Annotated in this window: 14 protein-coding genes; 1 reads left to right on the top strand and 13 read right to left on the bottom strand. The window is 33.0% G+C overall.

Annotation, left to right across the window (positions count from 1 at the left end; translation table 11 throughout):
- Positions 1-97 precede the first annotated feature (97 nt).
- The 5 genes from HXZ74_RS16835 to HXZ74_RS16815 form a co-directional block, all read right to left on the bottom strand.
- Entirely contained in the window at positions 98-712 is a 615-nt protein-coding gene (locus HXZ74_RS16835; protein ID WP_168637993.1) for an HNH endonuclease, read from the bottom strand.
- A gap of 154 nt (positions 713-866) precedes the next feature.
- Positions 867-1,331: a GNAT family N-acetyltransferase gene (locus tag HXZ74_RS16830; RefSeq protein ID WP_024568394.1), complete on the bottom strand. Its 465-nt coding sequence runs from the start codon at positions 1,329-1,331 to the stop codon at positions 867-869.
- Positions 1,332-1,536: 205 nt separating this feature from the next.
- The gene (locus HXZ74_RS16825; protein WP_286476478.1) at positions 1,537-2,130 is read right to left on the bottom strand and encodes a pentapeptide repeat-containing protein; all 594 of its coding nucleotides are present in this window, start codon (positions 2,128-2,130) and stop codon (positions 1,537-1,539) included.
- Between the two features lie 243 nt (positions 2,131-2,373).
- Complete coding sequence (locus HXZ74_RS16820; RefSeq protein ID WP_286476476.1) at positions 2,374-3,168, bottom strand: DUF3667 domain-containing protein; 795 nt, start codon at positions 3,166-3,168, stop codon at positions 2,374-2,376.
- A 33-nt stretch (positions 3,169-3,201) separates the two neighbouring features.
- Complete coding sequence (locus tag HXZ74_RS16815) at positions 3,202-3,432, bottom strand: hypothetical protein (RefSeq protein WP_286476475.1); 231 nt, start codon at positions 3,430-3,432, stop codon at positions 3,202-3,204.
- Between the two features lie 410 nt (positions 3,433-3,842).
- On the opposite strand from HXZ74_RS16815, the gene HXZ74_RS16810 reads away from it, so the two are divergent.
- Entirely contained in the window at positions 3,843-3,998 is a 156-nt protein-coding gene (locus HXZ74_RS16810) for a hypothetical protein (protein WP_286476474.1), read from the top strand.
- A 98-nt stretch (positions 3,999-4,096) separates the two neighbouring features.
- On the opposite strand, the gene HXZ74_RS16805 is transcribed toward HXZ74_RS16810, so the two are convergent.
- From HXZ74_RS16805 to aac(6'), 8 genes are all read right to left on the bottom strand, one after another.
- Entirely contained in the window at positions 4,097-4,900 is an 804-nt protein-coding gene (locus HXZ74_RS16805) for a hypothetical protein (RefSeq protein ID WP_286476472.1), read from the bottom strand.
- Positions 4,901-5,089: 189 nt separating this feature from the next.
- The gene (locus HXZ74_RS16800; protein ID WP_286476471.1) at positions 5,090-5,695 is read right to left on the bottom strand and encodes a hypothetical protein; all 606 of its coding nucleotides are present in this window, start codon (positions 5,693-5,695) and stop codon (positions 5,090-5,092) included.
- Positions 5,696-5,958: 263 nt separating this feature from the next.
- Positions 5,959-6,729 carry a lincosamide nucleotidyltransferase Lnu(H) gene (lnu(H), locus tag HXZ74_RS16795; protein WP_064964663.1) on the bottom strand — a complete coding sequence of 257 codons (771 nt, stop codon included), beginning with the start codon at positions 6,727-6,729 and terminating at the stop codon, positions 5,959-5,961.
- 350 nt (positions 6,730-7,079) lie between these two features.
- Positions 7,080-7,928 carry an NgoPII family restriction endonuclease gene (locus HXZ74_RS16790; RefSeq protein WP_286476470.1) on the bottom strand — a complete coding sequence of 283 codons (849 nt, stop codon included), beginning with the start codon at positions 7,926-7,928 and terminating at the stop codon, positions 7,080-7,082.
- Positions 7,925-8,965: a DNA cytosine methyltransferase gene (locus HXZ74_RS16785; RefSeq protein WP_286476469.1), complete on the bottom strand. Its 1,041-nt coding sequence runs from the start codon at positions 8,963-8,965 to the stop codon at positions 7,925-7,927. Before HXZ74_RS16785 ends, HXZ74_RS16790 begins: the two co-directional genes overlap by 4 nt.
- Positions 8,962-9,276 carry a helix-turn-helix domain-containing protein gene (locus tag HXZ74_RS16780; protein WP_286476467.1) on the bottom strand — a complete coding sequence of 105 codons (315 nt, stop codon included), beginning with the start codon at positions 9,274-9,276 and terminating at the stop codon, positions 8,962-8,964. The genes HXZ74_RS16785 and HXZ74_RS16780 overlap by 4 nt, the downstream gene beginning before the upstream one ends.
- 256 nt (positions 9,277-9,532) lie before the next feature.
- Entirely contained in the window at positions 9,533-10,279 is a 747-nt protein-coding gene (locus HXZ74_RS16775) for a hypothetical protein (protein WP_280062314.1), read from the bottom strand.
- Positions 10,280-10,285: 6 nt separating this feature from the next.
- A complete protein-coding gene (aac(6'), locus tag HXZ74_RS16770) occupies positions 10,286-10,723 on the bottom strand; it encodes an aminoglycoside 6'-N-acetyltransferase (protein WP_280062315.1) in 438 nt (145 codons plus the stop codon).
- Between the last annotated feature and the right edge of the window lie 320 nt (positions 10,724-11,043).

Here is an 11,043-nt window from a genome sequence, read left to right as displayed (position 1 = left end):
AAACCTCGCTTAAAAAGGCTTAAACGAGGTCATATATTCTGTTTTTTACTGTAAATTGGAGTTGTGCAACAGTTACCTATGTTATGCGATCGCCCTTTTAGTTGTTTTTGTTTATTTTTTGAAATCTATTTTTCCATGTAATTTCATTATGACATTTAGAACACAAAGATTGTAGGTCTTCTAGTTTTTCGTTGGGAAAATTTTCATAAGTTAAATGATGAACTTCTTCCGCTTGTCTTGAACATATTTGACATTTATAATTATCTCTTACTAATGCATTTTTTCTTAAATTTCTATATCTTTCGGTTGCATAATGTTCTTGTAACTTTCCAAAATTTGATATTCTAAAGTTGTTTTCATTAATAGGCTCTTTTGTTAATTGAAAATCAAAATTAACATTTTCCTGCCACTCCTTTAAGCGATGAGTATTAATTTCATCCCTTATTTGGTCAGAATACTCTTTAAAAGATAATGGCTTGTTTTTATTTACAATTCCTCCGCAATTGATACATTGATACAGCAATCTATCCAACTTTTTTGTGTTATCAATTATGACAATTTTTAAAGGTTTGCGACAACATTCGTCAATTTGAATTAACTTCTGATATTCACAATTTGGACACTGAAAAACATCATGATATTCTGTATCATATTCTTTGTCCATTTGTGTTCCACACTTGTTACATTTTCTTTTATAGTCGCTGTTTTCCATAGGGTGTCGCATAACGTTTTCGGGCTTTGCGTTCGGGCGGGTTTCGGAGCACAAAACTGTCAACCTGCACTGAACTTGAATAGAAGCACAAAGCTCCAAGTGATACGTCACCCCGCCTGACGCAAAACCCGTGTTAGCGGGTCGTTGTTCTTGTTTACTTTTCACTGTCAAGAGTTAATTTGTAATAGAAATGTCGCACTTTCTCTTCTTCTGTCGGATTTGTAAGACGGTAGAAATCAAGAGCATAATTGTCAACTTCATCTGCTTGCACAAAAACTTCTTCAAATCCCTTTTCTTTGAAATATTGATTTGTAAACGCTATTAACTTTCGCCCCACGCCTTTTCTTTGGTAATTCGTCAATACTGCAAGGTCATATATATAGGCTAATGGTTTATCTGAATAGTACTGGTCAAGCACATAAACTGTCAGCCCACCTATAACTTTGTTGTTTGCCCTAGCCGTAACTACATAAAAGGTTTCTTGGTTTAATAGTTTCTGTAAGTGCAATTCACTTGGCAAATTGAAATTTTTCATTTCAAATACATTTTCAAAAATAACTATTAAGTCCTTGAACTCTTTAATATTGTCAGATTGTAGTATTTGCAATTCTAAGTTCATACATTTCTCAGTTTTCTTTTTTAGAGGTAGTCCTTTACAATGCCCGCTAACGTCCCGCCGGCTTTGTGGAGGTGGGGATTTTTGTTCCCAAACCTTTCCATTAGGACTGAAGTCAAATATATAAAATTACCTTTAAATTTTGCCTTAAAACCCCACTTTCACAAAACCGCTGTTAGCAGCCGTACATTTTCTATCTTTCTGTTTGTTACTGTTCAATGTCAAGATTATATTTATACAACAATCCCACAAGTCCTAAATGCGAAAATTTAGCTCCTTTCACTTTGTTCTGTTCAGGGTCAAGCGAATAGTTTAATGCTGTGCGGAAGTCCGTTTTTTCAAGGTTTGTCCGCACAAAGGAAGCTAATGTCAAGTCGCAGTTTTTGAAAACAGCCATTGATAAATCCGTTTCCCTAAAGTCCACTTGTTTTAAGGAACAGTCTGTGAAATTTGTCTTTTTCATTTTGCACTGAAAAAAAGAAGAATAGTCAAGAATGCTGTCCTGAAAAGCTACGGAAAATGAAAAACTATTGACTACGCTAAAATCAATGCCCATTAGCTTGCAACCAATAAATTTTATGGTTCTTAACCCTGTGTTGCGAAATACTGTCAGTGAAAAGTTGCAACTTTTAAAAGAGCAGTCCTCAAAAATATTATTGCTTAAATCACTTTTTGTAAAGTTACAGTTCTTAAACTCGCAGTTTAGAAACTCTCTGCCCGATAATTTTTTCTCGGAATAGTTTATGTTTTCAAATGTTTTTGCCTCGTGTGTTACTGTGTCCATTTTAGTTTCTATTTTCATTCTACAAAGTTCGGAATTTTAACGGCGTTCGTTGTATGGCTGCTAACGGAAAACGGCTTTGCGATGGCGGGGAAATCGAAGCACAAATCTTCAATTTTGTACTACCTTGAGCAAAACTTTTTCCCTTTGGCTAATTTAAAAAATAAAAGCCTATAAGGAAAAAGTTTTGCGGATTATTTGCACAAATGTTCAAAATACAACTTCAGCCCCGCTATTGCAAAACCGATGTTAGCAGAAGTTTCTTTATTTCTGTTTTAAATATTCCATTGCTTCTGGACCTTTTATCATTGCTATTCCAAAAACAACAAATCCAGCCAAAATAATAAAAATCAAATAACCTAGGATTGTCAAGCCTAAAACGGCGAGAACTTTTAAAATAATATTCTTCAAAGATTTTTCTTTATAAAATTCCTTAAAAAACCAAACTAATATTAATGGAACAAGCAGAATTGAAAATTGAGTTAAATTGTAAAATGCACTTGGTGAATGCCTAAAAAAGAACATAATGGGATATACAAAGAGGATGCTTATTAAAGTATAAAATGATAGAATGTAAGCATTCATCACTATGTGTTCATAGTAATTATGACCCCATTTTCTAAAGGCTATTTTCGTTGTTATTGCAAATAATGGAACACAAAGTAACATTAATATCGAAGTATAACTAGACATAAGCGACATTATGTCTCCCATAAAATTTGAGTTAATGTGCTGTTGCGAAAAGTAAGCACTCATAAATTCTTTTAGGTTTAAAACCTTAAAAGAAATAAACGTAGCTATTCCACTCAATACAAAAACTAACAAAATGGGTTTATAATGATTTACTCGGTTTCCTTCGATAAATTCCTTTGCTGTTTTTCCAGGGTTTTTTAGAATGTTTTTTAGCGAATAGAGCAGTCCTTTATTGGTGTGCAAAACAGTATATTGTAATTCTTCCCAAATATATTTTTTGTCAATTCGTTTAAATTTTTTCTGTCCACAGTTCGCACAGAAATTCGCTGTAATAAGTTGGTTGCAGTTTTTACAAATATTTTCCATTTGTTTTTTTTAACTATTTCTGTTCACGGGTTTTTATTTCCTTGTCAATTGTCCTAGACGAGTCATAATTGGAAGTAAAGTTATAAAACTACCACTCGCTACTGCAATCAGAGCATAATTTTTACTTTTAACCGCAACAGCAATTAGTATTATACAAGCAATAATCATCACAATTCCAAATCCCATTAGAATTCCTTTAATTTTCTTTTTTTCAGCGTAAAGCTCGTTTAATGTTAGTTCTGATAGTTTTTTGTTCTTGGTCATACTTTTTTTACGTAATGTTTGTTTGAAATTTCTGCTAACGGTTTTCGGCTTTGCGAAGGCGGGCCAAACGAAGCAGAAACCTTGCTAAAATTACAAATTTTTCTGAGAAAACGAGTAATTCTACTAAAAACATTCCGCCCGCTTTTGCAAAACCGTTGTTGTGCGCAGTATTTTCGTTTCGAGGACTTAATTCAACCCGTTGAATTCAGTCAGAGAAGTGAAAATCAAGCACGACATTTTTTTCTTTACGAAATCAAAAAGTCAGCGTATTTATTCACGCAGTTTTGTCCAGGTCGGATCCTGAGAATTTAAGTCAGCGCATTTTGTTCGTTAAAACTTCAGTCAAATTTTAGTCAGAACAATTTTGAAAAAGTTAGCGTTATTTTGTTAGCGGAAAAGTCCATAAGTCAGTGCTGCAAATTTCAGTCGAAAACTCTAAAAAAAATCCTGAAAGTTGTAGTCAAAACCGCGCTTGTAATATTGCGCACAACGGTTTGGCGCTTGGCGCAGTGGCGGATTTCGGAGCGAAAAAATTTCATTTAACCACAAAAGTTGAAGCGAGGTAGAATGTTCAATTAACCACGTCACCCGCCATTGAGCCAAACGCCTGTTAGCGGATGCCCTTCTTGTTAGTTCGATATTGTGTCGTTTCTTGGAATTCATTTTACACACAATTGAAAAATATCAGTTCCAATTTGATAGTCTTTTCCTTGTCGTCTGGGTTAGTGAATAAAAACGAAAATGATGTTGATTGTCGCTGCCCGATGAAAGATTTGAAATTTTTATGTGCTTTCAAAGAATCAACCCCTTTGTCCAAAATGTCGCCAAACTTTTTAACGGTCTTGTTGAAGAAAATTAGGGCTACTTTTTCGTCTCTCCAAGTAACATATCTGTCGAGTAACTGATTTAAAGCGTTTTCAATTTCGCCTTCACCTTTCCATAACTTACATTCAGCTATGAAAACATTTTGACCCTTTTCATCTTGAATTAAAATATCTGTCTTGCCGATTTTATTAAATGTTTCACCAGTCGCAGTATGGCTTATTGAAATTGAATTTAGATGTGGAAGGAAAAAATTTCTAAATCCTTCTTCATCAAACTTGTCATAGAGATCTTTATATTTTTCAAGGTTTTGTCCGTAAGTTACAATCTTGTCAAGTATTTGAAAATAGGCTTTTTCGCTGATGTTGGATAGTCCGTTGTCCTGAATAATCGGGTCAAGTGGGCTACCTAAAAAGAAGTTATTGAGTGATACTTCTAATTCGTGAATTGTCTCGTCAGCCGAATATAGTTTTGATGGATATACTGTTAAATCGGTTTCATTATTTTCGGTAATATTCACATTCTTTACAGACTGTAGAGAGGATAACAAAGTTCTTACAGTGCCAAATTTTGTCTTGTCACGCAAATAAACTTTTAAGTATTCCTTATCGTAAATTGTCCTTTTTTCAATTTTAAAATCTGGCATATGTCTGTTGTTTTATTGTCGTCTGTGTTTGTCCATAGGGTTTCCGCTAACGTTCTGCGGCTTGCTCTCAGTGGCGTTGAACCAACACCAAGCCATTACAAATATAACAAAACATTCCATTCAGCAGCGGATTTTCCGTAGGAAAATCCGGAAGTAGCCATTGAAGCAAACCGCTGTTGTACACTGTTTTTATCTTATTATTATTCCGTAAAGACCTTCTAAACGTTCAATTATTTCTCCTGATAATGAATTGATAATTAACACTTCGGTTTTGCCAGTATCTTTTCCGATTGTATTTTTAGATTTTGTTAGAACATTCTCAACTCTGTAAACGTAAGAGTTTGTTTTTTTATTAAAAATTAGAATTGGTTCATTTATTTTTATTCCTGGCTCTTTAAAGTTTTCAATACCAATTTTAAGAGCTTCCTGTTTTGTTATAAAATCACATTTTCTGTTTTCTAACAAAAATTGTGGAATAAAACTTAGATTTATTGGTTCAATTAAATTAAGGTTTTTATCAAGTTTTATCCAAGTACCATTTGTCAAGCCTTCTACTTCTGGGAAGTTAAAATGATATAAAATCCAAATCTCTTCAACGTTTTTATTTAATTTCGTTTTATGGGTAAAACCTCTGTGCGAATAGTATTTTCCTTTTTTATATTTTTGATAAGAACCAGTGTAACCTTTAAAATATTTAATAATTTCAGGGTTTACATTTATTGATAAAATGCTATCTGCAATTTTTAAAACATTTTTAGTTTTATGTCTTTGTGCATTTAGGTTTTGACTAAACAAGAAAGCCAGAAAGATTATTGAAAGAAAATGTTTTATCGTTATTGTCATTTTAAAATAGTGTACAACGTTTTGCGGCTTTGCGAAGGAGCGGATTAGAAAGACTAAACTTTCAATTTTGAACTAACTTAAGCAAAACCATTTTTTCTATTTGCTAATTTACATTTTAAAAGCAAATAAAAAATGGTTTTGCGGATTAAATGCACAAACCTTGAATTAACCACTTAACCCGCTCTTTTGCAAAACCGATGTTGGCGGTAGTTTTTTTATCTTATTTTGTGTAGGATTTCTTTCAGTTTGGGTTCAATATTTAGTTCATCAAATAGTTTTTCCGATAAATTTAATGAGTTCTCAAAAGCCAAAACGATGTTTTTGGGATTTAAATCTGATGTTACTTTTTTATACTCTGAATACCAAATCGTGTCAATGTCCTTTTCGAGACTTTTAGTCGGACTTTCCCAATGTTGCGTTTTGCTTGTTCTTGCTCTTATAAGCCAAAGCAAGTATTTCTGCACATTTGATAAACTGTGATGAGCGTGAGCAAATTCTTCTCGTTTAATCAAGTTGCTTGTTGTCAGTACAACATTCAGTAATGATTGGCTTAACCACAAAATATTTTCATTTGTTATTCTTTCGGGCGATTTCGTTTTGATTTGATTAAGCGTTTTCGTTAAAAGTCCATCTTTGTCGGTTAGGTTCATTTGGTCAAAATCGCTAAATTCAACAATTCCGTCCCAAGATTTGATAATTTCAATTTCCTCCGTTTTTAAAAAATGGAATTCTCCTCTGACCATATTCTCGAAAATAGCAACTTCACTTCCATATTCGTTTGTAAAATATAAAGCCAAAGGATGAATTTGATTTACCCATTTTTCTGTCGAGAAATTTTCTTTATTTTTCAAGAAGATGTAAAATTCGATGTCAGAATATTTGTCTCCTTCGTTTTTGGTAAATGAACCATACATAAAAACGGCGGAAACATTTTCGTCTTGTTGAGCTATATATTTTGTTTTGTCAATCATTTGTAACTGTGTCATTTTTCTAATTTTTAAATGTTGATAATAGAAATTTTCACTACTTTTTGAAAGCAATGAAAAAGTTTTACGTTGTTTATTTTGGACAGTTACTTATAGCTTCATCGGATTATACTTTTTTATTTTCAACATTCTGTTTGGTAAAATTACCGCCAACGTTTTGGGGCTTTGCGAAGGAGCGGATTAGAAAGACGGAACTTTCAATTTTGCACCAACGGTAGCAAAACCATTTTTTCTTTTGCTAAATTACAAAAAAAGGAAAAGAAAAATGGTTTTTGCGGATAGAAAGCAAAAAAGTTGAAGTTTAGATTTAACCCGCTCTTTTGCAAAACCCTTGTTATGCACAGTGCGTCTTATTCGTTTATTTTGAATACAATTAGTTTGGCTTCAATCAAATTTGCTGGATTATTTGGGTCTTTTACTTTTACGTTTTGTATTGTCAAGTTCGGATTTCCTAAAGTTTCAAGCTTGGTTTTGCTTTCTGTTGGAAAAGTGTCATATTTTGAGTTTGGAATTACAGCAACTAATTCAAAAATGCTTGATGATGTTGTATGCAAATAACTAAAAACTCGTCTTGGGTTTTGAATTTGCCACATTCCACGAATACGCAAGTTTGTAATTCCCAAAGGGTCAACTCGGTTCACTCGTCCTAATTCGTTGGTTTCAGCAAGTTCAACATTCGGAATTTCGTTAATTCCTTCCGTTATTTTTTGTTTGATGATTTGATACGTTTCGTGGTTGGCTGCATAAATATTGCCGTAAACCATCCATAAAGATTTTATGCTGTCGTCAGTTGTATGTCCAACGCAATAAATCAAATCTTTTTCTGTCCAATCTTCACAAGTTCTACACGATTGCGTAATCATTGTGCTGTTTGATTGAACAGTTGATTTTGGATAAGAACTATTTAGAGCCAAATCAGAATTTGCACTTTGAGTTTTCTTAACTTCAATGGCATCTCCACCTTTTATCATAATATCAGGTGGATGATTTTGATTACCTAACCAAGAAAATTCTTCATTATATTTACGCATTTTTTCTAATTCATCTTCAGTCTGAATAGAGTTTGTGAAAGCATCTTTTACAAAAGTTTCCAATGCTTCTCCGATATTGTTTACTCTATTTCTTCCCGAATAATGGCTTCTAATTGCATAAATCGGATTTTGTGCAATGTTTACAATCGCTTCTAAAATATTTGTCATACAGCAACAGCTTCTTTAAGTAGATTTTTAACTTGGTTATTGGTTTCGTTTTTTATGATTTGGTTTTTAATGCTTTCAGCAAGAAACTGTGCTAAATTAACTGGAACAGCATTTCCAATCATTTTATAACCTGCTGAAATATTGTCATAATGAAAAATGAAATCATCTGGAAATGTTTGAATTCTTGCACATTCTCTAACGCTTAAACGTCTATATAAATGTTCTTTTCCCGGAACAAAAACACGAATGTTTTGCTCAATAAATTTCATTTTCGGTGCTTGAGGATGAATAGGGGCGTGTCGTCCTCCTGCTTGAATGGTAAATGATTGTTCGTCCCAACTTCTCACACGATTTCTCGACATAAAAATAGTTGAAAAACCTCCTGTCATATATTCGTGATTTAGAAAGTTGCAATCATTTCCGTTAGTTTTGTTGTTTGCTTTTGCAGGAAGAACATTATCTTTCAAATCCCAAATTGCATCTTGTAAAGTCAATTTTTTGAAATTCGGTCTTTCAAATTTGTAGGTAAAATCTAAATCTTTGCGAATACCAACAAAAATCACACGTTTTCTGTCTTGCGGAACATTGTAATCACAAGCGTTTACCATTTCAAAAGAAAGTTCGTAACCAATTCCTGCATTTCTAAACAATTCTTTGATGTTTTCCAATGCTTCCGAATGACGACCAAGCAACATTCCGCTTACGTTTTCTGCAAGAAAAAATTTGGGTTGTTTGGCTTCTAAAATTCTGATGAAATCATAAAATAATTGACCTCTTTTGTCTGCAATTCCTTTCATTGCACCTGCTTCGCTCCAACTTTGGCAGGGTGGTCCTCCGATAATTCCATCACATTCAGGAACTTCGTCAGACGGAATATTTACGATACTTCGTTTGTCTAAAATTGTATGTGGATGGTTTTTTTGATAGGTCTCCCAAATTTCTTTGTCGTATTCGTTTGCCCAAATTACATTAAATCCTGCATTTTGGAATCCAAGGTCAAGTCCACCTGCACCTGCAAAAAATGATACTATATTCATACTGTTATTGGATTTTTAGATTTCAGATAAGCGACTTTTTCTTCGGCTAAAACCAAAGTTTGTTCATCACAATTATTTTCATAAATTTTTTTAGCAATCAAATCACTAAAAAATTCAGTTCGTAGTTTGGCAATGTCCAAATTAAAAACTTCTGACAAAAGGGTTAATCTTCTTTCGTCAAATTCACGTTTGTTATTTTCGATTTTGCTGAGATTGGCAGAATCTAAATCTAATTTAGCGGCCAATTGAGTAAGCGTAAAACCGTTTTCGGTTCTCAATCGCTTTATATATTCTCCAAAAGTTTCTTTCATTAGACTTGTCAAATTTTGACAAATTTAATTTTTATTTCGGAAAATAGAAAGTTTTTTTAATTGTTTTTTCGGAAAGTTGATTTTATGACGAGTGTTCAAATCGCATTGTGCATAACGTTTTGGGGCTTTGCGAAGGAGCGGATTAGAAAGACGGAACTTTCAATTTTGCAATGACGACAAAGGTACAAAACAAACTTTAAATTAAGCCCAAAACCCGCCATTTTTGCAAACCGCTGTTGGTGGCAGGTTTATTTTTCTATGTTATTCCTTTCCCAAGAGTCAAACAAAAAGCAATGTAAATTATAATAACTATCAACTCTAAAAAGTAATTTGGTTTGGATTTGTAACTTTCTTCAAAGGAATTCTCTCCAAATTTTAAAAATAAAATTGGTAATGAAGAAGCCATTTCAAGTAAGCCTTCTAATGCCGAATGTAGTCTGTCTGATTGAAAAAAAAGTCCTGCAACAAACGCTGCAACAGAAGCAAATATGAATGAATAGAAAATATTTTTTTTCGTTAAAGGCTCAATGTGTTGTTCATTATTTTTAGTGCTTAAATAAAAATTCAAAACTCGTAGAATAATAAAGTAAAATAAAATTCCTGTAAAAATTAATAAAATCTTTGCGTAAGGTTCTCCAACAACTTCTTTTACCGCAAAAGTCCAATCGCCTGTTTTACTGATTGCTGAATGTAAAATTGTCCCCGAAAGCCAAAATAAATTATAAGCTGTTACTTGAAATAAAAATAATTTGTCAAAAGATTTTCTTGTTAGAATATAAAATGTAAAGCCACCGAAAATTAAATTTGCAATAGGTCCACCAATGTCCACGAATATATTCCCTGGACTACTTTTAAAATAAACACTCGTCAATAGTTCAATTTTGTTTCCAATAATTAAAGAAGTTCCACCGTGTCCTATTACTTCGTGTATAATGTCTGCAACAACATAAGATAAAATTCCAACTGTTGCCAAATAAAATAGTTTGCTTTTTTGTTTGCTCATTTTATTCTATAAATCTTTGATGAAACAAACAATACGCTCTATCTCTGCAAAACCAATCTGTTTATGAAAATCAATACTTACTGAATTAGTAATGTTAGTGTCAGATGCTATTTGATTATAACCTTTTTGTTTTGCCCAATTTTCAGCATAGTTCATTAGTTTTTTTGCAATGCCTTTCTTTTGAAAATCTGACTTTACATAAATTCCCTCAACATACGCTATTGGCAAGTCTTTTGCTCCTTCTACATAATCATTTCGGCTACTTAAATGTAAAAAAGCAATATAATCACCTGCTTCTTTGCAGAGATAACAAATTTCACTTTCTGAACCTAATATCCTTTTATAATTTTCAAATTCTTCGTCAAACTCACAATCAATCCAAAGTTCTAAAACAAGTTCGGTTAGCTGTTTAAGATTATCTATTGAAAGTTGCTCTATTTCCATATTTTAGTTACAATAATTTTATTTTCTCTGTTCTGTAAAAAACTTGCCACCAACGTTTTTCAGCTACACGCAGGCAGGGATTTTTACCACTAAGCTACCTACGATGAACTGAACTTTAAATTTACCACTTTCCAGTCTTACGAAGCACGAACCCCCTGCTTGCGTATAGGTGATGTTATGCGGTCGGCTTTCATTTTCTCTTCTTTCTCGTTAATTTGTCAAGCAAAGTTACTAAATTTGCAGTCAAGTATTCACCTGTAAGAAGTTACTAATGACAAAAAAGAAATTGCCCGTTCGTTTTACGGGTCAGCACTTTACTA

This window comes from Empedobacter sp. R750 (assembly GCF_030324345.1).
Lineage (GTDB): Bacteria > Bacteroidota > Bacteroidia > Flavobacteriales > Weeksellaceae > Empedobacter > Empedobacter falsenii_C.
The sequence above is the reverse complement of the archived record's forward strand: the minus strand, read 5'-3'. Positions and strand labels throughout refer to the sequence as shown.

Excerpts from the sequence above, each read along its gene's own strand:
- HXZ74_RS16835 (WP_168637993.1), bottom strand. The coding sequence starts at position 712 with ATGGAAAACAGCGACTATAAAAGAAAATGTAACAAGTGTGGAACACAA.
- HXZ74_RS16830 (WP_024568394.1), bottom strand. The coding sequence starts at position 1,331 with ATGAACTTAGAATTGCAAATACTACAATCTGACAATATTAAAGAGTTC.
- HXZ74_RS16825 (WP_286476478.1), bottom strand. The coding sequence starts at position 2,130 with ATGAAAATAGAAACTAAAATGGACACAGTAACACACGAGGCAAAAACA.
- HXZ74_RS16820 (WP_286476476.1), bottom strand. The coding sequence starts at position 3,168 with ATGGAAAATATTTGTAAAAACTGCAACCAACTTATTACAGCGAATTTC.
- HXZ74_RS16815 (WP_286476475.1), bottom strand. The coding sequence starts at position 3,432 with ATGACCAAGAACAAAAAACTATCAGAACTAACATTAAACGAGCTTTAC.
- HXZ74_RS16805 (WP_286476472.1), bottom strand. The coding sequence starts at position 4,900 with ATGCCAGATTTTAAAATTGAAAAAAGGACAATTTACGATAAGGAATAC.
- HXZ74_RS16790 (WP_286476470.1), bottom strand. The coding sequence starts at position 7,928 with ATGACAAATATTTTAGAAGCGATTGTAAACATTGCACAAAATCCGATT.
- HXZ74_RS16785 (WP_286476469.1), bottom strand. The coding sequence starts at position 8,965 with ATGAATATAGTATCATTTTTTGCAGGTGCAGGTGGACTTGACCTTGGA.
- HXZ74_RS16780 (WP_286476467.1), bottom strand. The coding sequence starts at position 9,276 with ATGAAAGAAACTTTTGGAGAATATATAAAGCGATTGAGAACCGAAAAC.
- HXZ74_RS16775 (WP_280062314.1), bottom strand. The coding sequence starts at position 10,279 with ATGAGCAAACAAAAAAGCAAACTATTTTATTTGGCAACAGTTGGAATT.